General features: G+C 68.0%; 17 protein-coding genes and 1 pseudogene. 4 read left to right on the top strand and 14 right to left on the bottom strand.

The features are described from left to right. Positions 1–162 precede the first annotated feature (162 nt). The gene (locus BM365_RS08210) at positions 163–1,026 is read left to right on the top strand and encodes an EamA family transporter (protein WP_093488184.1); all 864 of its coding nucleotides are present in this window, start codon (positions 163–165) and stop codon (positions 1,024–1,026) included. A gap of 59 nt (positions 1,027–1,085) precedes the next feature. Here the strand turns inward: BM365_RS08210 and BM365_RS08215 are convergent, their stop codons facing one another. The 8 genes and pseudogenes from BM365_RS08215 to BM365_RS08250 all read right to left on the bottom strand — a co-directional run bounded on the left by BM365_RS08215 (position 1,086) and on the right by BM365_RS08250 (position 10,621). After that, the gene (locus BM365_RS08215) at positions 1,086–2,288 is read right to left on the bottom strand and encodes a D-alanyl-D-alanine carboxypeptidase family protein (protein ID WP_093488186.1); all 1,203 of its coding nucleotides are present in this window, start codon (positions 2,286–2,288) and stop codon (positions 1,086–1,088) included. 112 nt (positions 2,289–2,400) lie between these two features. Beyond that, the gene (locus BM365_RS08220; RefSeq protein WP_093488188.1) at positions 2,401–3,543 is read right to left on the bottom strand and encodes a septal ring lytic transglycosylase RlpA family protein; all 1,143 of its coding nucleotides are present in this window, start codon (positions 3,541–3,543) and stop codon (positions 2,401–2,403) included. Then, on the bottom strand, positions 3,540–4,676 hold the full coding sequence (gene mltB, locus BM365_RS08225; protein WP_093488190.1) for a lytic murein transglycosylase B: 1,137 nt from the start codon (positions 4,674–4,676) through the stop codon (positions 3,540–3,542). The genes BM365_RS08220 and mltB overlap by 4 nt, the downstream gene beginning before the upstream one ends. Before the next feature lie 61 nt (positions 4,677–4,737). Further along, positions 4,738–5,874: a rod shape-determining protein RodA gene (rodA, locus tag BM365_RS08230; RefSeq protein ID WP_093488192.1), complete on the bottom strand. Its 1,137-nt coding sequence runs from the start codon at positions 5,872–5,874 to the stop codon at positions 4,738–4,740. Further along, complete coding sequence (gene mrdA / locus BM365_RS08235) at positions 5,871–7,844, bottom strand: penicillin-binding protein 2 (RefSeq protein WP_093488194.1); 1,974 nt, start codon at positions 7,842–7,844, stop codon at positions 5,871–5,873. Before mrdA ends, rodA begins: the two co-directional genes overlap by 4 nt. A 3-nt stretch (positions 7,845–7,847) precedes the next feature. Then, positions 7,848–8,333 carry a rod shape-determining protein MreD gene (gene mreD, locus BM365_RS08240; RefSeq protein ID WP_093488195.1) on the bottom strand — a complete coding sequence of 162 codons (486 nt, stop codon included), beginning with the start codon at positions 8,331–8,333 and terminating at the stop codon, positions 7,848–7,850. 74 nt (positions 8,334–8,407) lie between these two features. Beyond that, positions 8,408–9,403 (bottom strand): annotated as a pseudogene (mreC, locus tag BM365_RS08245) (rod shape-determining protein MreC); the annotation flags it as partial. Between the two features lie 171 nt (positions 9,404–9,574). Then, the gene (locus BM365_RS08250) at positions 9,575–10,621 is read right to left on the bottom strand and encodes a rod shape-determining protein (protein WP_055937350.1); all 1,047 of its coding nucleotides are present in this window, start codon (positions 10,619–10,621) and stop codon (positions 9,575–9,577) included. Positions 10,622–10,939: 318 nt separating this feature from the next. On the opposite strand from BM365_RS08250, the gene BM365_RS08255 reads away from it, so the two are divergent. Continuing rightward, positions 10,940–11,872, top strand: coding sequence for a carbohydrate kinase family protein (locus BM365_RS08255; RefSeq protein WP_093488199.1), 933 nt, complete (start codon positions 10,940–10,942; stop codon positions 11,870–11,872). Positions 11,873–12,086: 214 nt separating this feature from the next. Beyond that, positions 12,087–13,436 (top strand): GGDEF domain-containing protein, encoded by a 1,350-nt coding sequence (locus tag BM365_RS08260; protein WP_158253534.1) that lies wholly within the window; start codon positions 12,087–12,089, stop codon positions 13,434–13,436. An 18-nt stretch (positions 13,437–13,454) separates the two neighbouring features. Here BM365_RS08260 and BM365_RS08265 read toward each other — a convergent pair whose 3' ends face one another. The 6 genes from BM365_RS08265 to BM365_RS08290 form a co-directional block, all read right to left on the bottom strand. Beyond that, complete coding sequence (locus BM365_RS08265) at positions 13,455–14,192, bottom strand: hypothetical protein (RefSeq protein ID WP_093488203.1); 738 nt, start codon at positions 14,190–14,192, stop codon at positions 13,455–13,457. Further along, positions 14,189–15,166: an alpha/beta fold hydrolase gene (locus BM365_RS08270; RefSeq protein WP_093488205.1), complete on the bottom strand. Its 978-nt coding sequence runs from the start codon at positions 15,164–15,166 to the stop codon at positions 14,189–14,191. The genes BM365_RS08265 and BM365_RS08270 overlap by 4 nt, the downstream gene beginning before the upstream one ends. Positions 15,167–15,169: 3 nt before the next feature. Beyond that, positions 15,170–17,083: a M1 family metallopeptidase gene (locus tag BM365_RS08275; RefSeq protein ID WP_093488207.1), complete on the bottom strand. Its 1,914-nt coding sequence runs from the start codon at positions 17,081–17,083 to the stop codon at positions 15,170–15,172. Positions 17,084–17,167: 84 nt separating this feature from the next. Beyond that, positions 17,168–17,929, bottom strand: a complete 762-nt coding sequence (ubiE, locus tag BM365_RS08280) for a bifunctional demethylmenaquinone methyltransferase/2-methoxy-6-polyprenyl-1,4-benzoquinol methylase UbiE (RefSeq protein ID WP_093488209.1) — start codon at positions 17,927–17,929, stop codon at positions 17,168–17,170. Positions 17,930–17,973: 44 nt separating this feature from the next. Continuing rightward, a complete protein-coding gene (locus BM365_RS08285; RefSeq protein ID WP_139227358.1) occupies positions 17,974–19,572 on the bottom strand; it encodes a metallopeptidase domain-containing protein in 1,599 nt (532 codons plus the stop codon). A gap of 234 nt (positions 19,573–19,806) precedes the next feature. Beyond that, positions 19,807–21,429 (bottom strand): metallopeptidase domain-containing protein, encoded by a 1,623-nt coding sequence (locus tag BM365_RS08290; protein ID WP_139227360.1) that lies wholly within the window; start codon positions 21,427–21,429, stop codon positions 19,807–19,809. A 146-nt stretch (positions 21,430–21,575) separates the two neighbouring features. Between BM365_RS08290 and BM365_RS08295 the strand changes: the two genes are divergently transcribed. Further along, positions 21,576–22,022, top strand: a complete 447-nt coding sequence (locus BM365_RS08295) for a nucleoside deaminase (RefSeq protein ID WP_093488217.1) — start codon at positions 21,576–21,578, stop codon at positions 22,020–22,022. The last annotated feature ends 15 nt before the right edge of the window (positions 22,023–22,037 follow it).

Below are 22,037 nucleotides of genomic sequence, written 5' to 3' on the forward strand. Positions count from 1 at the left end.
ACGACGCGGGCCGCGTCGCACCTCCCGGACCCGATGATAGGCGATGGTGGCCGTCCTTCCCGATAGGCACGCGAAGAGCGGGATGCGACGGCCATGCGGCGCGCGGCCACATCGGCCCGCGTTCAGGCGCGATAATTCCGCTCTCCTCCTCAGAGTTCGGCCGTGGTCTACCTGCTCATCAGCGTCGCCTGCAGCGTGCTCGTCTCCGTGCTGCTCAAGCTGATGCAGCGCCGCGGGATCGATACCGCGCAGGGCATCACCTGGAATTACCTGGCCGCCTCGCTGCTGTGCTTCGGCCTGCTGGATCCGCCGCTGGCGACCCTCCGCCACGCGGGCACGCCGTGGACCGAGCTGGTACTGCTGGCGCTGCTGCTGCCCGGCATCTTCCTGGCGCTGTCGGCGTCCGTGCGCGCTGCGGGCATCGTGCGCACCGACATCGCACAGCGGATGTCGCTGGTGCTGTCGCTGCTGGCGGCGTTCCTGTGGTTCGGCGAGCAGGCGAATGCGCTCCGCATCGCCGGCCTCGTGCTGGGCGTGGTGGCGATCGCGTGCCTGGTGGCACGGCCGGAACGCGGCACGCGCGGCGACGGATGGCAGGCCTGGGCGCTGCCGCTGCTGGTGCTGGTCGGCTACGCGAGCGTGGATGTACTGCTCAAACGCCTGGCCGCGGCCGGCACCCCGTTCGCCGCGTCGCTCCAGGTGGCCTTCATCGCGGCGTTCGCAGTGATGCTGCTCGTGCAGGGACTGCGCCTGTGGCGTTCGCGGATCGCGCCAACGCGGGCCGCGCTGGGCACGGGCCTGCTGTTGGGCACGCTGAACTTCGCCAACATCCTGTTCTACGTGAAGGCCCACCGCGCGCTACCGGATCATCCGGCGGTGGTGTTCTCGATGATGAACATCGGCGTGGTGGTGCTGGGCACCCTGGTGGGCGTGTTCGGTTTCGGCGAGCGGCTCAACCGGCTGAACCTGCTGGCGATCCCGCTGGCCATCATCGCCATCGGGCTGATCGCCGCCGGCATCCGCTGACGCCAGAAACGAAGAAGCCGGCATGCGCCGGCTTCTCCATCATCATGCGGCGAGACGGATCACTCCGACTCCCACCACATCCAGAACGCATCCCACAGACGCTTGAAGAAGCCGGCCTCTTCGATGGGAGAGATCGCCACCAGCGGCGACTGCGCAACCACCTTGCCGTCCAGCGTGACCTTCACCGTGCCGATGGCCTGGCCCTGCGTGATCGGCGCGACCAGCGTCTTGGGCACGTCCATCGTCGGCTTCAGATCGCCGTAGCGGCCACGCGGCACGCTGACCAGCATCGGCTGGGCGACGCCCAGTTGCACTTCCTTGGTCTGGCCCTTCCACACGCGCTGGCTGGCGATGACCTTGCCGGGCTCGTACAGGCGGTGCGTCTCGTAGAAGCGGAAGCCCCAGTTGAGCAGCGCCAGGCTGTCGTCGGCGCGCTGCTTCTCGGAGGTGGAACCCATCACCACCGCGACGAGGCGCTGGTCGCCACGCTTGGCCGAGCTCATCAGGCAGTAGCCGGCGGCCGAGTGGTGGCCGGTCTTGATGCCGTCGACGCTGGCATCGCGCCACAACAGCAGGTTGCGGTTCGGCTGGGTGATCGTGCCGACCGTGAATTCCTTGATCTTGTTGAAGGCGTACTGCTCGGGATAATCGCGGATGAAGGAGCGGCCCAGCAGCGCGAGGTCGTACGCGGTCGAGTAATGCTCCGGCGCGGACAGGCCGTGCGCGTTGACGAAGTGCGAGCCCTTCATGCCGATCTGCGCGGCGTAGTTGTTCATCAGCGAAGCGAAGGCTTCCTGGCTGCCGGCGGCGTGCTCGGCCAGCGCGATGGCGGCGTCGTTGCCCGACTGCACGGCCATGCCCTTTTCCATGTCCAGCAGCGCAGCGGTCTTGTTGACGGCAAAGCCGCTGTAGCTGCCATCCGTGCCGGCGCCGCCCTCGCGCCAGGCGCGCTCGCTCATCATCACCTGGTCGTCGGGCTTGATCTTGCCGTTCTTCTGCTCGGCCGCCAGCACGTACGAGGTCATGACCTTGGTGATGCTGGCCGGCTCGACGCGTTCGTTGTAGTTCTCGCCCGCCAGCACCTGGCCGGTGATGTAGTCCACGAGCACCCACGCGGTGGCGGTGGGCTTGGGCGGCGGCGGGATCTCGACAGGCGCGGCGGGCGCGGCAGCGACAGGTGCCGGGGTCGGCGCGGGGGTCTGGGCAATAGCCAGGCCCATGGCGGTGGTCGCGAGCGCGGCGAGGACGAAACGGAACTTCATCGGCGGAAAACTCCTGGCAAGGCCGTGGGCCTGACGATTCAAGGCCGATATTGTAGGGACGCCGGCCCGCCCGTGGGTTGGAAGAACGTAAAAAACCAGCGGTTTCCCGCGACTATTCGCGCACCAGTTGCGGACGGCCGAAGCCGAGGCCCGCGATGCGGCCCGCCAAGGCCTCCGCCGTCGCCGCATCCGGCGCACCGACGCGCAACCGCCACAGGGTGCCCCCGTTGCCAGGCACATCGGTCAGCCGCGCGTCGGCGATACCGGCCGCCGCAAGGCGGGCCAGTGCACGATCGGCGTTGTCCCGACTGGAGAAGCTGGCCACCTGCAATTGCAGCGGCGACGTCGTAGCGGGCGCCGAGGCCGGCAGCACGGACGCGGCCGCGGGTGCCGTCACCACCGGTGTGGCCGCGCCACCGGGCTTGCCGGTCGCCACGCGCACGCCGTTGGCCTGCATCCATTGTTCGAACCCCTGCGCGGTCGTGGCCGTGCCCTGGGGCAAGCGGTCGACCAGCGCATCCATCGCCGACGGCGTCGCCGGGGGCGTGGTGGCCATCGGTGCGGATACCGCGGGCGCGTCGGCCAGCGCGCGTCCATCCGGGGCCAGGCCACGCACTTCGACGCGCCCGGTGCCGCGCTGGGTGATGCCCAACTTCACCGCGGCGGCGTAGCTCAGGTCGATCACGCGCCCTTCGTGGAACGGGCCACGATCGTTCACCCGGACAACGACCGACTTGCCGTTGTCCAGGTTGGTGACGCGCGCGAAGCTCGGCAGCGGCAGCGACTTGTGCGCCGCGCTGTAGGCGTACATGTCGTACACCTCCTGGTTCGACGTGCGACGGCCATGAAATTTGTTGCCGTAGTACGACGCGGTGCCCTGCTCCACGTAGTCGTCCACGCGATCGAGCACGCGGTACTGCTTGCCCAGCACCGTGTACGGCGATTTGTTGCCCACGCGCGAGCGCGCCTCGGCGGTGACGACGGGCTCGTGGATGCAGTCCAGGTCGGGCACGTGATCAGGGGTGGTGTCGGCCACGCCCGGCTTGTACAAGCCGCCGGCCTTGTAATCACCGCGCGTGGACAGGTCTTCCTGCGCGGGCGCGTAGCGCGAACAATCCTTGCCCGCCGTCGGGCGCGAGGGCGACGAAGGCGATGTCGTCGCGCCACCGGACAACGGCGGTGGCGGGGCCTTCTTCGGTGCCGTGCTGCACGCGGCCAGGGCGACGACGACCATCGGCAGCGCGAGCCACTTCATGCCGGCGGAATCTCGCGGCCGGCGATGGCCTGCGACAGCTGGTACACCGCCATCGCGTACATCTTGGAGTTGTTGTAGCGGGTGATCGCGTAGTAGTTCTGGAAGCCCAGCCAGTACTGCTTGCCGTCGGCGCCGTCCAGCTGCACCAGCGTGGCGGTCGCGTCGGGCGCGACGGCGTCGAGCGGGCGGTAGCCCTTCTCGGCCAGCTGCGCGAGTGTGTAATCGGGCGTCCAGGTCTCCGGGTTGAATTCCGGATAGCCGTCCTGCAATTGCGCACGCGCCACCACCGCGCCGCCCGGCACCCAACCGCCGCGCTCGCCACCCTTCTTGCGGAAGTAGTTGGCGATCGAGGCAAAGATGTCCGGATACGTGGTGAACAGATCGCGGCGGCCGTCGCCGTTGCCGTCCACCCCGAACTCGCGGTAGCTCGACGGCATGAACTGGCCCAGGCCCATCGCGCCGGCGTAACTGCCGGTCAGGGTGGCGATATCGAGCTTCTCTTCGCGTCCCAGCGCGAACAGCTGCGCCAGTTCGTCGCGGAAGAACTGTTCGCGGCGGTACTCGTAGGCTACGCGTTCGGGATTGCCGCTGCGCGGGTAGCGGAAGGCCAGCGTGTACAGGGCGTCCAGCACCTTGTGCCGGCCGGTGAAACCGCCGTAGTTGGTCTCCACGCCGATGATCGACACGATCACTTCGGGCGGCACGCCGTACTGCTGCTCGACGCGCGCGAGTTCGTCGCGGTGCTGCGCCATGAACGCACGGCCGCCGTCGATGCGCGTCTGCGTGAGGAAGCCCACGCGGTACTCGCTCCAGGGCTTCACGCGCTCGGCGGGGCGCGACATCGCCGCGACCACACTGTCGAGGAACTGCGCCTTGGCCAGCGTCGCCTCGATGTCGGCCGGCGCGATGCCGTATTTCGTCGCGGTGTCGCGCACGAATTGCGCACGCGCCGTGGGAAAGTCGACCGGCGCGAGCGCCTCTGGCGGCACGTCGGCCACGCGCTCCACCGAGGTTTCGGCGGGCGTCGTCGTCGCAGCGGGAGGAGTCGCCGAGGAACCCGGCGGCGGCGGTTGCGGTGTGGCGCAGGACGCAAGGGCCAGCACCAGAAGACAGGGAAGTACGCGTCGCATCATCGGCGCGAGGGTAGCACGCGATTTTCCGTGCAGGGTGAACAGAGCACTGCGCGGCGTAGCCTCAATAGCCGTGCACCGGCCGGTGCGCGCGCACCGCCATCACCAGGCCCAGGCCGGCGAGCAACGACACGGCCGACGTGCCGCCATAACTCAACAACGGCATCGGCACGCCGACCACCGGCAGCAGGCCGGACACCATGCCGCCGTTGACGATCACGTAGACGAACAAGGCCATGCCCAGCGTGCCGGCGATGAGTCGTGAATAGGTGTCGCGCGCATCCATCGCGATCCACAAGCAGCGGCCGACGACGAACAGGTACAGCAGCAGCACCACGGCCACACCCATCCAGCCGAACTCCTCCGACAACACAGAGAAGATGAAATCGGTGGTGTGCTCGGGCAGGTAATCCAGGTGCGACTGCGAGCCTTGGCCCCAGCCCTTGCCGGTCCAGCCCCCGCCGCCGATGGCGATCTTCGATTGCAGGATGTTCCAGCCGGCGCCCAGCGGATCGTTCTCCGGATCGCGGAAGGTCAGGATGCGGTTCTGCTGGTATTCGCGCAGGAACGAGAACCACGAGATCGGCGCGAACATCACCAGACCCACGGTCGTGCCACCGAGCACGCCGGCGGTGATGAACCACCACCACGACAGGCCGGCCAGGTACAGGCCGAACACACCGCTGGCCGCCACCAGCATCGCGGTACCGAAATCCGGCTGCAGCAGGATCAGGCCGGTCGGCAGGCCGATCAACAGCGCCGACACGATCGTGGTGCGCCAGCCCGGCGGCAGCGGCTCGCGGTGCAGGTACCAGGCCAGCATCATCGGCAACGCGATCTTCAGCAGTTCCGAGGGCTGCAGGTAGAAGAACTTCAGGTCGATCCAGTGCGCGCCGTGCTTGCCGGTGCCGATGAACAGCACCAGCACCAGCGGCACGAGCGCGACCGCAAACACGCCGGGCGTCCACGCACGCAGCCGCACCGGCGTCACCCGCGACAGCGCCCACATCGCCGCCAGGCCCACGCCGAAGCGCACGCCCTGCGCGAGCACCAGGCGCGAACCGAGCGCTTCGCCCCCCGCGCTGTACAGCACGGCCAGGCCGACCGCCATCAGCGCCAGCAATGCGCCCAGCAGCGGCCAGTCCAGGGTACGCAGCAGGTAGCGCAGGGCGTCCAGCGCCCAGCGCAGCAGGTCGCTCATCGCCGCTCTCCCTGCGGTGCGGGGGATGGCGTCGCCGACGGCGGCGCGGCGGTCGGCGCCGCGGCGGGTGCGGCCGGCGGCGCGACGGTCGCGTCGGGCGTCATGGGCACGCCTGCCGGGTCCACCTTCTCGGGCATCTGGCCGAGCAGGTAGGCGTCGAAGATCTTGCGCGCCATGGGGCCCGCGGTGCTGCCGCCGTAACCGCCGCCTTCCACCGCGATCGCGATCGCGATCGTCGGGTTGTCCGCGGGCGCGAAGCCGACGAACAACGAACGGTGGCGCAAGTGCATCGGCAGGCTGCGCGGATCGACTGCCGCAGTACCGCGACGGCTGATCACCTGCGCAGTGCCGGTCTTGCCCGCCATCAGGTAGGACGCGCCCTGGGCCACGCGCCAGCCGGTACCGCCGGGCTGCATGGTGTCCTGCATGCCCAGGCGCACGACGGCGACGTTGGCCGGATTCGGGCTGATCGGCACGGCCGCCGGCTGCGGCATCGATTCCCACGGACGATCGAACCCGATCCGCGATTGCGCCACCAGGTGCGGTCGGCGCAGTTCGCCGCTGGCGATGCCGGCCGTCGCGCGCACGAGTTGCAGCGGGGTGACCTTCCAGTCGCCCTGGCCGATGGCCACGTTGACGGTATCGCCGGGATACCAGCGCTCCTTGCGCGCCTTCAACTTCGCCTGCGGCGAGGGCAGGATGCCGCCGATCTCGCCGCGCAGGTCGATGCCCGTGGGCTCGCCGAAGCCGTAGTACGCCATGTACTCGTCGAACTGCTGGATGCCCAGGTCCAGCGCGAGCCGGTAGTAGTAGGTATTGACCGATTGCGAGATCGACTTGCGCAGGTTGGTCACGCCGTGGCCGCGCCGGCTGGCATCGCCCCAGCCGCGACTCGTACCCGGCAGATAGAACATGCCGGTCGACACCACGGTGTCCTCCGGCTTGCGCTTGCCGCTGTCCAGTCCTGCCAGCGCGATCAACGGCTTCAGTGTCGAACCCGGCGCCACGCCGCCCAGCACGAGGCGGTTGAACTGCGGCCGCGACGGATTGTCGTTGAGCAGCTTGAAGTCCTTGCTGGAGATGCCGTTGACGAACAGGTTCGGGTCGTAGCTCGGCAGGCTCACCATCGCCAGCACCTCGCCGGTACGCGGATCGACCGCGATCGCCGAACCCTCCAGCTCGCCGAACGAATCCACGATGGCTTGCTGCAGCTTCGCGTCCACGCTCAGGCGCAGGTCGGTGCCGGCCTGCGCGGGGACGCGCCCGACCACGCGCAGCGCGCGGCCTTCGACGTTCGTCTCGACTTTCTCGTAGCCGATGCGTCCGCGCAGCTGCTCGTCGTAATAGCGCTCGAGCCCGGTCTTGCCGATGTGGGTCAGCGCACTGTTGATCTCGCCGAGTTGCTCGAGATCCTTCTCATCGACACGGCCGACATAGCCGACGATGTGCGCGAACAATTCGCCATAGGGATAACGTCGCGTCAGGTAGGGCACCAGCTCCACGCCGGGATAGCGCCAGCGGTCCACCGCGAAGCGCGCCATCTCCTCCTCGGAGACGCGCAGCTTCAGCGTGATCGGCCGAAAACCGCGCGACGCCTTGCGCGTGGCTTCGAACCGTTCGATGTCCTCGGGGGAAAGCTCGATGATCCTGCCGAGTTCGGCCACGAGCTTGGCCGGCTCCTTGACCTTGTCCGGCGTGATGTCCAGTCGGAAGGCGGGGACGTTTTCCGCCAGCAACAGGCCATTGCGGTCGTAGATCGTGCCGCGGCCAGGCACGACGGGGCGCGGCCGGATGCGGTTGGCTTCCGAGCGCGTGGCGTATTCGTCGTGGTCCAGCACCTGCAGCTTGAAGTACCAGGCCGCCAGCGCGACGAGGCACGCGCCGACCACGGCGAAGCCGATCACTGCGCGGCGGCGGAACTGGTCAGCCTCGGCATGCGGATTCTTGCTGCGCCGGCGCAGGCCCGCCATCGCTCAGCCCCGCTTGCGGCGGCCGAGCCGCAGCGCATCCATCAGCACGAACAGCGGCGGCCAGAACAGCATGCCCACCGCGGGTGCCCACCAGTACGTCCATGGCAGGGTGGGTTCGCCGAGCGCCAGATGCACTACCGTGGTCACGATGCGGTCGTTGAGCAGCAGGCCACCGATGGCCAGCGCCTGCTGTGAGACCGGGAAGAAACGCAGCCGCGCACGGAAGCGCTGCAGGATGAAGGCCATGATCAGCAGGCGCAGCGCCTGTTCACCCAGCAGCGTGCCGAACATCAGGTCGGCGATGAGTCCGATGATGACGGCGAAGCCCAGGCCCGCGCTGTCCGGCGCCTCGATGACCCAATAAGCGAGCACCAGCGCGAGCCAGTACGGACGCAGCGGCTGCAGCAGGTCCGGCAGCGGCAACAGGCCCAACAACAAGGCCACGATGATGCTCAGCGGCATCAGCCAGCCGGTACGTGCGCGGCTCATCGCTGCGGCTCCTGCGGTGGCGTGGCCGCAGGTGGCGTGCCGCCGGGCCCGGACTGCGCACCCTGCGCAGGGACGGAAGGTGAAGCGGCTGGCGCACTCGCAGGCGCTGGAGCCTGCGGCTGTGCGGGCGTGGACGACGCAGCCGCAGGCACCTCGGCTCCCGCACCCTGTGTCGTGGGGGCGGCTTCGGGCAGGAACCTCGTCGGATCAGCCGGCGGAAGCGGCTGAGGTGGCGCCGATTTCAGCAGCAGGACGTCGCGACCGCGGTCCAGGCGCGCAGCCGGGGTCACGTCGCCCACGAGGAAGGCATGGCTGTCGTCCGGCCGCAGCGCGGCGACGGTGCCGACCGGGAAACCGGCAGGAAACCGCCCGCCAAGGCCCGACGTTACCAGCACGTCCCCAACCTCCACGCCGCTGTTCAGCGGTACGTCGGCCAGTTCCAGCAGATCGCTGCGGCCGCGCCCGTAGACGATCAGGCGCACACCGTTGCGCGCGACGACGACCGGCACGGCGTGATCCGGGTCGGTCAGCAGCAACACCGTGGCATGCGCCGGCGTGGTGTCGATGATCTGGCCCATCAGGCCACCGGCATCGATCACCGCTTGGCCCAGGGTCGCGCCGTCGCGGCTGCCCGCATCCAGCACCAGGCGCTGCCGACCGGGCGCGAGGTCGATGTCGAGCACGGGCGCGAGCTGGACATCCAGGCCGCGCGAGGTCTTCACGCCGAGCAGTGCGCGCAGTTGCGCGTTGTCCGCGGCCGCGGTCTGCAGGCGGGCCAGGCGTGCATTGGCCACCAGCATGTCGTTGCGCAGGCGCCGGTTTTCTTCGATCAGGCCGGTGCGGGTGGCGGCATCGTCCTGCACACGCGTGGTGACGCGGCCCGGCAGGCCGGCCAGCCACCACAACGGCTGGGTGACCACGTTGGCCTGCGCGCGTACCTGCGCCAGCCAGCCGCCACGATGGTCGAGCACGACCAGGGCGATCGTCAGTGCGAGATACGCGAGCAGCCGCAGCGTGCTGGCGACTTCACCGGGGCGTGATGCGACGGGAGGACCGGCGTAGGAAGGCACTGGGGGGCCGTCAGGAGGAAGGTCGGCGGCAACGCCGCCCGCAAGGAACAAGGGTAACGCGCAGATCGTAAGGAAGGCGCAGGCCGGCCGGTTCCGCTTCGCCTGCGACGCGCATCCGCGTCCCCCTCCCCTGTACCGCCCGCGGTGCGGGCGGCCTTACCGCTGTGCCGTTCACTCCGGCGCGAAGAACTCGTTGCCGTGCATATCGACCAGCTCCAGCGCGCGGCCGCCACCACGGGCCACGCAGGTCAGCGGATCGTCGGCGACCTGCACGTGCAGGCCGGTCTCCTCGCTGATCAGCCGGTCCAGGTCGCGCAGCAGCGCGCCGCCGCCGGTCAGCACGATGCCGCGCTCGGCTACGTCGGCGCACAGCTCGGGCGGGGTCTGCTCCAGCGCCAGCTTGACCGCGCTGACGATGCCGGACAGCGGCTCATGCAGCGCCTCCAGCACTTCGTTGGAGTTGATCTTGATCATCTTCGGCACGCCCTCGGCGAGGTTACGGCCAGAGATCTCCATCTCCTGCACTTCGGCCTGCGGGTAGGCGCAGCCGATTTCGAGCTTGATGCGCTCGGCCGTGGCCTCGCCGATCAGCATGCCGTGGTTGCGGCGCACGTAGTTGGTGATGAACTCGTCGAAGCGATCGCCGCCGATGCGGACCGACTGCGAGTAGACGATGCCGTTCAGCGAGATGACGGCCACTTCGGTGGTGCCGCCGCCGATGTCGATCACCATCGAGCCGCGCGCCTCGGTGACCGGCATGCCGGCGCCGATCGCGGCCGCCATCGGCTCCTCGATCAGGTAGACGTCGCGCGCACCGGCCTCTTCTGCCGATTCCTTGATGGCGCGACGCTCCACCTGGGTGGAGCCGGCCGGCACGCAGACCAGCACGCGCGGGCTCGGACGCAGGAAGCGCGACTTGTGCACCTTCTTGATGAAGTACTTCAGCATCGCCTCGGTGTAGGTGAAGTCGGCGATCACGCCGTCCTTCATCGGGCGGATGGTGGTGATGTGGCCCGGGGTACGGCCCAGCATCTGCTTGGCCTCGGCGCCGACCGCCGCGACCGAGCGCGAGCCGCCGATGGCGCGGTCCTGGCGTACCGCCACGACCGAGGGTTCGTTGAGGACGATGCCCTGCCCGCGCACGTAGATCAGGGTGTTGGCCGTGCCCAGGTCGATGGACAGGTCATTGGAGAACATGCCGCGGAGCTTCTTGAACATCGGGGGACGGGTTCCTGCTGGGGGCTGGAAAATCGCGCGAGGCTGGCGATTTTTTGGGCAAAAACGAAGTCGGCTAGCCTAACAATCCGGCATGGAGCGGGCAAGGAAAAATCTCGTGAATCCGCGGGGAAAACCCGATACGCCGGCATCGCGCCGCGGCTCCTCCAGCGTCGCCGGTGCGCGCGACGTCCCCAGCCAAGACTGGTCGCCGCCGGTCCCAGCCGGTAACCTTCGCACCGGCGCGCCGGGAATGGGGCGCACGTCCCGCTTTTTCCGGGCGGCCCGGGACGGCCGCACCCTCTCCAGCCGAGTTCGCCGATGTCCGCATTGATCTGTGGTTCCCTTGCCTACGACACCATCATGGTGTTCCCGGACCAGTTCAAGAACCACATCCTGCCGGACAAGGTGCACATCCTGAACGTGTCGTTCCTGGTGCCGCGCATGCGCCGCGAGTTCGGCGGCTGCGCCGGCAACATCGCCTACAACCTGAAGCTGCTGGGCGGCGACCCGATCCCGATGGCCACGGTGGGCCAGGACTTCGGCCCCTACCGCGAGCATTTCGTCGAGCAAGGCATCAACCTGTCCCAGGTGAAGGTGATCGATGAGCTGTTCACCCCGCAGGCCTTCATCACCACCGACCACGACAACAATCAGATCACCGCGTTCCACCCGGGCGCGATGATGCGCAGCTACGAGAACCACGTGAAGAACGTGCCCGGCGTGACCTTCGGCATCGTCAGCCCCGACGGGCGCGAGGGCATGCTGCAGAACGCGGCGGAATTCGCCGACGCCGGCATCCCCTTCATCTTCGATCCCGGCCAGGCCATGCCGCTGTTCAACGGCGAGGAACTGCGCCAGTTCATCGAGCTGACCGACTACGTGACGGTCAATGATTACGAGTCCAACCTGCTGCAGGAACGCACCGGCTGGAGCGAGGCCGACATCGTCAAGCGCGTGAAGGCCTACATCACCACGCGCGGCCCGCACGGCTCGCTGATCCACACGCCCGAGAAGACCTACGACATCCCGCCGGCGCACGAACGCCGCGTGACCGACCCCACCGGCTGCGGCGACGCCTTCCGCGCCGGCCTGATCTACGGCATTGAGAAGGGCTACGACTGGCTGACCATCGGCCGCATGGGCAACCTGATGGGCGCGCTGAAGGTCGAACACCCGGGCACGCAGAACCAGCGCTTCGACTTCGACGAGTTCAATGAGCAGTTCAAGCAGCAGTTCGGCTACGCGCTGTAACACCAGCCGTCCGAGCACTTTCCCGACCGCCATAACCATGGCGTAAGGTAGCCCCGGGGCCGTCGAGCATGTCGCGTCCCCTCGCAGTCGGTCATCGGGCAGGGGCAACATGGTCGTGCAGGTTCGGCATTCCACTCCACGGGACCCCGCGACCCACGAATCGCCGTTCGCGACGTTTCGCCGGCTGGCCCTGCAGGCCCTGTTGGTGGCTTGCATGGTCTTTGCCGCGAGCGGTCTCGGCATCCTGACCCGCCCGGAACACCAGCTGGCCTCGTTCTGGCCTACTAACGCGCTGCTGTTGGGCCTGTTCGCCCGCAAACCCCGGCTGGCTTCGCCCGCTGGCTGGGCCGCTGCTGCCCTGGGCTACGTGGCGGTAGACCTGCTGACCGGGACCTCGCTGCCCACTACGCTGCGGTTGACGATGGCGAACCTGGCCGGCGTGCTGGCCGGCTACCTGCTCTTCCGCCATGTGCGACACGAAGACCGGCGCTTGCAGCACCCACTGTCGATGCTGTGGGTGCTGGCCGTCTCGGCCGTGGCGGCGCTCGGGGCCGCGCTGGCCGGCAGCCTGAGTTCGCACGCGATGATGCGCATGGGCTTCCTGACCGCGAGCGGCTTCTGGTTCTCCGCCGAGCTGGTCAGCTACGTGGCCATCCTGCCCGTCGTGCTGCTGGCACCGACCCCCACCGGCTTCATGCGAACGCTGCGCGGGCAAGCGGGCCGTGTGCGGCAGCGGCCTGCCTTGGTGCTACCGGTGGTGGCGTTGGCGCTGGCGATCCTGCTCGGCGTGGCCATCGGCGGCCCCGGTGCTATCGCCTTCCCGGTCCCGGCGCTGCTGTGGTGTGCGCTGGCCTATCGGCTGTTCACCACCGCCCTGATCACCCTGCTGCTGTGCATGTGGACGTTGATCGCCATCGCCACCGGCATCATCGATCTGCAACTCCTGGAAAGCAGCGTGCAACCGGTGATTTCCCTGCGGATGGGCATGGCCCTGCTCGCGGTGGCTCCGTTGACGGTCGCCAGCGTCAACGCCGCCCGCAACCATCTGCTCGCCACGTTGAACCATGCCGCGGACCACGACGCACTGACGGGCGTGCTCAACCGCAGCGCCTTCCTCCGTCGGGGCCGGCGGCAGCTCGACCAGTCCCGCGAGGACGGGGTGCCCGTTGCCGCGATGATGCTGGACCTGGATCACTTCAAGTCCGTCAACGACCGCCACGGCCATGCCGCCGGCGATGCGGTGCTGGCGGCGTTCGCGCAGCGCGTTCGCACTCACCTGCGCGAGGACGGCCTGTTCGGGCGCTTCGGCGGCGAGGAATTCGCGGTGCTGCTGCCGGGCGTGCAGGCCGATGCCGCGCTCGCCGTCGGCGAACGCCTGCGCCACATCGCCAGCGAACCGGTGATCCTCGACGACGGACGCGCGTTGGACGTGACCGTCAGCGTCGGCGTCGCGACCTCGTTGGGCAACCGTCTGGAACGCCTCGAGGACCTGCTGCACCAGGCCGACAACGCGCTCTATCGCGCAAAGGCGATGGGGCGGAACAGGGTCATCGCCGCGCCGTGAGGCGCTGCGCGGCGTTGCTTAATCCCACCCGGGCATCTGGCTGCCATCAAGCCCGCCCACTTCGAACACCGCCTTACGCAGGCTGCCATCCTTCACCGGGAACTCGATCTCCAGCACTTTCGTCTTGCGGGCCAGGCGCCACAGCGCCTTGTTGTCGTCGATGAACATCGCCGTGGCTTCGTCGGTATCGGGCCGGTTGGCCGACATCTTTCGCGCCGCTGCGCCGTCGGCGACCACGCTGACGCTGCAGCGGCTGTAGCACGCCTTGGCGAAATCGCTGGCCTGCAACACCAGGTAGCTGCTGCGCTTCCACTTCGGATGGTCGCGGAACACCAGCTGCACCGGCTTGGCGCCGCTGCCATCGACGTCGACCGGCTCTTTGCTGAGGAGGGCCGCCGAACGCTGCGTGCCACCCTCCGCGGACACCTGCGAGTAGTCCCACAGCGATTCCATCCGCCGTTGCTCGCGTGCCCCCTCGGCCTTGGCCTTGACCTCCTCCAGGCCGGGCGCGATGCGCTTGGCCGCCGCGCTGTCCGGGTACTGGTCGAGCAACGCCACGCCATGGATGCGCGCCATGTCCCAATCGCGCGAAGCCAGTGCGCTGTCGTACTTCTTCGCCACTTCGTCGGCCTGCTGTTCCTGCGCCGCCGCCTGCACCGCGGCGGCCGCGGCGCGCTCGGCCTCGCGGTCGCCGCAAGCCGCCATCGCGACGGTGCACGCGACCAGCAGCAGACCCTTCCACACATGCTTGTTCATCTTGCCGTTCCTCGTTGGATCAACAGGGCGATGGAGGCCGCCACGTCATCGGGTCTTTCCATGATGGACATATGGCCGCAACCATTGAGTGAAACCTGCATGGCCTGCGGCATCTTCGCGGCATACAGCGCCATCGCGCTGATGTCGATCACCTTGTCCTGCCGGCACCAGAGCAGCAGCGCCGGCTGCCGGATCGCAGCCGCTGCCTCGCCGGGTAGGAAGCGCTCGCTGCTGCGCCCGATGCGATCCAGTACCTGCTGCTCGAACGGTGCCTGTGCGATGCGCCAGTCGATCACCGCGCGCGAGACAGGCCATGGCAGCGGGGGCTGCGAGGCGCGATCGTTGAACACCGTGTCCAGGTAACGCTGCAGGGAGGCTTCGTCACTCACGGCGAACGGGTTGCCGCCGGCCAGCACCTCTTCGCCGAATCGGTTGTCGCGGAAGCGCACGCCGGCGGCATCGATCAGCGCGACGCGCGCGACCAGGTCGGGATGGTCCGCCGCCACCAGCGCGACGATGCCGCCGCCCATCGAATGCCCCACCAGCACGATGGGGCTGCCGTCGCGCCGGATGCCCTTCAGGAACTGCGCCAATCGATCGGCCTGGGCCAGGAACCCGTAGTCGGCCCCTGCGATGCGCTGGCTTTCGCCCCAGCCGGGAAGATCCGGAATCACCAGGCGGTAGTGCCCACCCAGGCGCTCCGCCAGCGGGTACCAGTTTTCCTTGCTGCCGGTGAAGCCATGCACCAGCACGACGGTGGGGGCGCCCGGCTCTGCTGCCTCGCGCGTGTCGTAGGCCCAGCGATGGTCGCCCACGCGCACGCGCGCCTCCGACAGGCCGATCCACCATCCTTGCAACGCCATCGCGGCGCGCAACGGCGCCATCGGGTCGCGCCATATCCAGACCGCGACGCCGCAAACGAGAACGGCCGCCACGAGGGCGACCGTCCTTGCACGGGTCGAACGGACCGGCATGCCTTACTTGCCTGCCGAGGCCTTCGCCAGCACGGCCTCGACCGAGCCGGTCGTGATCGGGTGGTAGCCCGGCTTGGCGCGCGCGAAGGTGTCCTGCGCGAAGGCCAGGCCATCGGGCGTCTTCACCAGTTCCTCGTAGATCGGCATGATCAGCTTGCGGCGACCGACGCGCTCGATGAACTTCGCGATCTCCGGGCGCGCATCCACGTAGCCGCTGCGGATCGTCAGCGGGTACCAGCGCATGGCGATCTCACCGTTGGCGGTGCCGGTGAAGTGGTAGGCATCATCCAGCTGCTTGACCTGTTCGACGGTCAGCTTGTCGCCCATGCCTTCGATGAAATGCACCCACTGCTGGGTGATCCAGGTATTGGTGACCTGCGGGTTGGGCAGCTGGCCGCTGCCCTGCCAGGCAATGCGCGCGGTGTCGGTGTTGGAGAAACCGCGGGATTGCACCTGGGGCGCACCAGCCGGGATGCCCGGCGCGTAGATCCATTCCTGGATCTCGGCGTCGCTGACCAGGTTGGGGTGCTTGTCGAACAGGTTCTTCTTCGCGTACGCCAGGAACTGCTCCGTGGTGATGCTCTGGAAGGCGAAGTGATCGAAGTAGCCGCGCAGGAAGGCGTCGAACTCCTGGCGACCGAAGCGTTCCTCCAGCATCTGCAGGAACCACGCGCCCTTGTCGTAGGACACGGCGCTCAACGCGTCGTCAGCATCCAGCTTCGTGCCGGGCTTCACCGCCAGCGCCTGGGTGGCCTCCGGCATGGTGACGATTTCCTTCCTCAGGCCATTGCGCGCGATCGCGTACTCCATGCTCGACTGTTCTTTGCCGTACAGGGATTCGACGATGCGGTTCTCGACGTAGCTGGTGAAGCCTTCGTTGAGCCAGCCATGCTTGGCGCTGGAGAACGTCACCAGGTTGCCCGACCAGCTGTGCGCCAGCTCATGCGCAATCAACGAGACCAGCGTCTTGTCGCCGACGATCACGGTAGGCGTGATGAAGCTCAGACGCGGGTTCTCCATGCCGCCGTACGGGAACGACGGCGGCAGCACCAGCATGTCGTAGCGGTCCCAGCGATAGGGACCGTACAGCCGCTCGGTGGTGGCGATCATCTTCTCGGTGTCTTCGAACTCCTTCGTGGCCTTGTCGACCATCGCCGGTTCGGCCCAGACGCCGCTGCGCGCGGAGATCGGCTTGAAGACCAGGTCGCCGGCGGCGATCGCCATCAGATACGACGGGATCTTCTGCGGCATCTTGAAGGTGTAGTCGCCATCGCGCGCGGCAGCCGGATCGTTGTCGGCGCTCATCAGCACCATCACGTCCGGGCGCGAGGTCACGTGCGCGCTATAGGTGTAGCGAACCTGCGGCGTGTCCTGCAGGGGCACCCAGCTGCGCGCATGGATCTGCTGCGACTGGCTGAACATGAAGGGCAGCTGCTTGCCTTCGGTCATCTCCGGCGTGAGCCACTGCAGGCCCGAGGCCTCCGGGGAGCTCGTATAGGTGACCTTGACCTTGGCGTTGCGCGCGGGGGTCTCGATGGTCAGCTTGCTGCCCAGCACCGGGTCCTTGGCGGCCAGCGCGTACTGCAGCGGGGCCCAGGCATTGTTTGCTTCGCCCTCGACCTTCGCGATGGTCAGGTCGCGCGTGTCCAGCACCAGCTGGGTGGCGGTCTTGTCCTTCCAGTCCAGCGTATAGGTGGCGGTGCCGCCGATGGTCTTGGCGTCGAAATCGACCGCAATGTCCAGTGCCAGGTCGGCGATGGCGACCTTCTGGGGCTCAGCGTAGGAGTGCTCGTCGTGGTCGGCGACCTGGGCGACGGCGGGTTTCTTGGGCGTGGCCACGGGGGTGGACTCGGGTTCCTTGGAGCACCCGGCCGCCAGCACGGCGGCGCAGGACAACAGCAAAGCCAGTGAACGCATCAGGGGACTTCCAGCGATCGGGGGAAGCCCCCAGTTTACCGCGCCATGCGGCGGCCAGCCCCTACGACCCCTGACCGGTACCCGTCAGACCTTGTAACCGGTGTGGATGGCGACGATGCCGGCAGACAGGTTGCGGAAGCTGGTCCGGGCGAAGCCGGCGCCGTCCATCATTCCCTGCAACGCCGCCTGGGGCGGGTGCTGGCGGATGCTCTCGGCCAGGTACTGATAGCTGCCGGCATCCTGCGCGAACAGCTGCCCCAGCTTCGGCAGCACCTTGAACGAATGGAAGTCGTACACCGGCTTGAACCAGTCCACGGTCACTTCCGAGAACTCCAGCACGCGCGCCTGGCCGCCCACCTTGAGCACGCGGTGCATCTCGCGCAGCGCGGCGTCCTTGTCGGTGACGTTGCGCAGGCCGAACGCGATGGTGACCAGATCGAAGCTGGCGTCCGGGAACGGCAGCGCCTCGGCGTTGCACTGCACGTACTCCAGGCCCTGCACCAAGCCGCGATCGGTCATGCGGTCACGGCCCACCGAGAGCATGCCGGCATTGATGTCGCCCAGCACGATCTGCCCGACATCGCCCACGCGATCCTTCAGCAAGGCGGCGATGTCGCCGGTGCCGCCAGCAAGGTCGAGCACGCGGTCGCCGCGCTTGACCTGGCAAGTGCCGACGAAATAGCGCTTCCAGACCCGATGGATGCCGAGGCTCATCAGGTCGTTCATCAGGTCGTACTTGCCGGCGACCGACGTGAACACCTCGCCGACCAGCTTCTGCTTGTCTCGGGCGGCGACGTCACGGAAGCCGAAATGGGTGGTGCCGCGCTCGTAGGGGGATTCGCTCATGCCCCGATTATCGCACTACGGCCGGGCCGCGTGGCCCCGCCCACTCAACGCTCCAGCAATGCGCAGAGCATCGGGTGCCGCAGCAGCGCAGGCAACGCATCGCAGCGCCCGCGGGCCGTCGCGGCGCGCGCCGTTGCGACAGGCGGCGACGGCGTTCCCGTGTTCACGGGCGGCTGCGACGAAGCGGTCTGCGTGGCGGGCTTCACCAGCGCCGGGGCCGGCGAGCTCATCGACCTTGGGCGCGGGCCGACGCGAATCCGGAAACCGTCCGCCGTGGCTGCCACGACCTCGATCCAATGCCGCTCGTCCGGGGTGTTCCAGCGCTCGCCGACCTGCAACATGGAGCCTTCGTTGTTGGATACGTCGGCTGCGGGGGTGTCGGTATCGATGCTGTAGGCGATGCCGTAATCCTCCAGCTTGTGGATGATCACCGCGTCACCCGCCAGCCTCGACTCGTACGTGCCCGTGCGGCGACGCGCCTCCAGCGTGTAGATCACCGTCTTGTACGGATCCGGTTGCGCCGGCGTCGCCAGGACGACCAACTGCGTGTTGGTCGAACCTTGCAGACTGCCGGCATCCAGCACGAACTCCTGCGTCTCACCGTTGTCGGACGCGATGACGCGCTTGCGCGTGGCGGGCAACCAGCCCAGTCGTTCACGCTGGTACATGTTGACGTGCTTGGGCAGCGTGCCGAACGTGGCGTCGCTGGTGGCGTTGCGCCAGGCATCGCTCATCAGATCCCACGGATTGTCGTAGGTATCGGCGTCGCCGTCCGAGTTGTTGGAGTGCGGCAGGCCGTAGCCATGGCCCATCTCATGGGCGAGCGGCGCGAGGTTGGCGAACGACCAGGGTGGGCTCCACGTCACGCGTGTGCAGGTGTAGGCCCCGTCGAGCGTTGCGCAGGCACCGCCGCCCCAAGCGTTGCCATCCAGTTCGCCGTTGAACATCAGGTTCACGCCCTGCGCGCCGCGGAAATCGACGTCGACGTCCGCCGCTGCGGCACAGTCGGCGAAGAGCTGCGACAGTTGTGCCTTCTGCTTGCCGTTGACCAGCGCCAGGTAGGCCTCGCGCGGTTGCGGCAGCGTGTACCAGCCGTGCGCGGAACTGCCGGCCAGGTCGATCTGTCCGTACGACACTTCCGACCAGTAATGGCCGAGTTGGCCCGGCGCATCGCCGTACTGGGACTGGAAGAACTCGCGCGGCTTCTGCTCGGCGGCGATGTCGGCGAACTTGCACATCAACGTTACCCAGCGGGTACTGCCCAGTACCGGGGCCGAGGCCATCACGCGACCCTCCGCGCCCAACGCTGTCGCGCGCGCGGCCACGCGACCGGTGGGCACTATCGCGCCGATCGACGGCGACGAAGACGCTGCACGCGCTGCTTTGGACAACGGAGATTCGTATGAAACGGCGACATGGCGATTGGCCAGCGCATACAGATCACCTGCCGCACGACGCGCCTGCGCGGCATCCAGCGCGACACGCTGTCCTGGCGCGGTCTCGAGCCAGACATCCAAGTGCGGCGCTGCCTGCGCGCGGCCGGGCAGCGCGCGCGGGGGATCCGCCCACTGCAACTGCAGGATGCCTTGCACGACGGTGTCCGCGTACGACGGCGGAACCACGAACATGCACGCCAGTGCCAACACGAATCCGACAGCCCACGCATGCGCGCTCGACCGTCGCGTATCGGCGGATCGTTGATGGACCACGCGCGACTCCACTCACGGCTGGCGCGCCGGAATGGCGGCGCCATGCTGCGGTGTCGGCCGCTACGCGGGCGGCTTGAGAGTTTCTGTCCGCGGATGTTCCGAACTGCGATGCGCGTCCGCAATTGCGATGGCGAATCGCGGTCGTGATGTCGGGAATTTCCCTACACGTCAGCGCTCACGCGTGGTGCATGCCGCCGCGCGCGCACTCCCCATTCGGCTGCAACGCTCCGTGGACGATGCACGTTCGCCCTCGGGAGCGACCTGCGCTCCCGTCGACGAAGCGGCGGAGGATGCCGACACACCACTGGCTTGCAAGCGGGGCGGCAACGGCGCGCTCATCACCCGAGGCGGGCCGACGGTCAGCAGGAACCCCGTGGCGGTCTGCGCGGTGACGGTAACCGCGTGCGTCCCTTCCGGCGTCAGCCAGCGTTCGCCGACCTTGAACATCGACCCTTCGTTGTTGGACGTGTTCGCCGGCGGCACGTCCGCGTCCACGCTGTATGCCGTACCCGACGCCTGGATCTTGTGGATGATGACCGCATCGCCCGCCAGCGACCCCTCGTAGGCGCCCTCGCGCTTGCGTGCCTCGAGTGTGTACACCACCGTGGCATAGGGATCGGCCTGTGGCGACAGCGACAGTACGAGCATCTGCACGTTGCCGGATCCAGCCAAATGCGCGTAGTCGAGCGCGATCTGGCGTGTTGCGATGTCGCCAAGCGTGAGGACCTGCTGCCGCGCAGCGTCCACCCAGCTCAGGCGATGGCGCTGGAAGATATTGATGTGCTTGGGCCGCGCACCGTAGGTAGCATCGCGCACCACGTTGCTCCAACCATCGCTCATGACGTCCCAAGGGTTGTCGTAGGTGTCGTCGTCGCCGTCGGAGTTGTCCGAATGCGGCAGGCCGTAGCCATGCCCCATCTCGTGGGCGAGCGGTGCGAGATTGCTGAAGGACCACGGCGGATTCCAGGTCACGCGCGTGCACAAGCTCGCGCGACCTTCCAGCGGCGCGCAACTGCCGCCGCCCCAGGCGTACCCGTCGAGGTCCCCATTGAACATCATGTTCACGCCCTGCACGCTGCCGAAGTCGACCGCCGCATCGGCCGCCGCGCCGCAGTCGGCGAACAGCTTCTTCAGATCCGCCTTGTCCTTGCCGTTCTCCTGGGTGACGTAATAGCTGCGCGGTTGCGGTAGGGCGAACCATCCGTAGGCGCTGCTGCCGGTGAGGTTGATCTTGTTGTAGGACACTTCGCGCCAGTAGTGGCCAAGCTGGCCGACGCCCTCGCCGTATTGCGACTGGAAGAACGGCAAGGCTTTCTGTTCCGTCGCGATGTCGCTGAACTTGCACATCACCGTGACCCAGCGGGTGACGCCATTGATCGGCGCGGCGGCGGCCACGCGCGCGGTGACCGCGCTGGCCTGTGCGGACTGGGCGGTGCGGTCCGCCGGTACGATGGCTTCGATCGAAGGCGCGGCCGACATCGCTTTGCCGGGGGCTCCGAATGCGACCGCCACGCGCCGGTTGGCGAGTACGTACAGATCGCCCGCGGCGCGGCGCGCCTGCACGGGATCGAGCGCGATGCGGCTGCCGTCGTCTTTCACCAGATGCGCGTTGAAACGGGATTTCGCCCGCGCCTGTCCTGGCGGCGCCGGGGCCGGATCGCCCCACTCCAGTTGCAGCAGCCCCTGCTCGATGGTCTGGGCACGCGCGTTGGCGACGCCTGCGGTGGCGAGCACGAGCGTGGCGACGATCGCCCATGCGCGACCTGTCGTGGCGCTTGTCTTCATGTCCATGGTCCCCTGGCTCCCTGGCGTGGCGACGCAGTCCACGGCCCCTGGATGCCAGAGGGTCCCTTTCCGTGCTGCGAGTAGCGTCACAGTAGGCGATATGTGAAGCTGGATTCCTAGAGCCGCGTCACGCTCCCCCGCCCGAGAACCCCATGATCGACTACCGCGCCCTGCTCGAAACCGCCATCGCCGAAGCCCGCCAAGGCCTGGCCGAAGGCGGCATCCCGATCGGCGCGGCGCTCTACCACGATGACGGGCGCTTGCTCGGCTGCGGCCACAACCGTCGCGTGCAGGAAGGCGACCCCTCCGTGCACGGCGAAACCGATGCCTTCCGCAAAGCCGGTCGCCAGCGCCGCTACCGCGACACCATCATGGTCACCACACTGGCGCCGTGCTGGTACTGCAGCGGGCTCGTACGCCAGTTCAACATCGGCACGGTGGTGGTGGGCGAATCGGTCACGTTCCAGGGCGGCATCGAATGGCTGCGCGAGTCGGGCGTCAACGTCATCGACCTGCAGAGCGAGGAATGCATCACGATGCTCGGCGACTACATTCGCGCCAATCCCGAGGTGTGGAACGAGGACATCGGCGAGGACTGAGCTCGCCGGGCGCCG

Origin of the sequence: Pseudoxanthomonas sp. YR558, from assembly GCF_900116385.1 — a bacterium.
Classification (GTDB): domain Bacteria; phylum Pseudomonadota; class Gammaproteobacteria; order Xanthomonadales; family Xanthomonadaceae; genus Pseudoxanthomonas_A.